The organism is Thalassotalea sp. Y01, assembly GCF_012932945.1.
Taxonomy (GTDB): Bacteria; Pseudomonadota; Gammaproteobacteria; order Enterobacterales; family Alteromonadaceae; genus Thalassotalea_A.
In genome coordinates this window covers 1-405 of record NZ_JABBXG010000028.1, presented here as the reverse complement: position 1 = coordinate 405, position 405 = coordinate 1, and the positions used below count along the sequence as shown (strand labels likewise).

Annotated in this window: 1 tRNA gene; it reads right to left on the bottom strand. The window is 38.3% G+C overall.

The features are described 5' to 3' along the window. Positions 1-166: 166 nt before the first annotated feature. A tRNA-Lys gene (locus HII16_RS16680) sits at positions 167-242 on the bottom strand. Positions 243-405: the final 163 nt, after the last annotated feature.

The following is a 405-nucleotide window of genomic DNA, read 5'->3' as shown; positions in this document are numbered from 1 at the left end:
GAATAGATTTGATGTTAATGGTTAAAAGCCTTGGCTTTGATGTTTTGAGTAAAAGAGATATTGAGAAAGTGGTCGGTCGTGAAGGATTTGAACCTTCGAATAGATTTGATGTTAACGGTTAAAAGCCTTGGCTTTGATGTTTTGAGTAAAAGAGATATTGAGAAAGTGGTCGGTCGTGAAGGATTTGAACCTTCGACAAATTGGTTAAAAGCCAACTGCTCTACCAACTGAGCTAACGACCGATATAGATTTTTCACATTCTCATAATGGTTTATTGAGAACGTAGTGTTAACAGTCACTTTCCTTGGTGAAGAAAGTGGTCGGTGATGATGATTGACACCTTCGACCAAACCTGGTGTTAACGGTTAAAAGCCTTGGCTTTTAATGCTAACAATCACTCTCTGT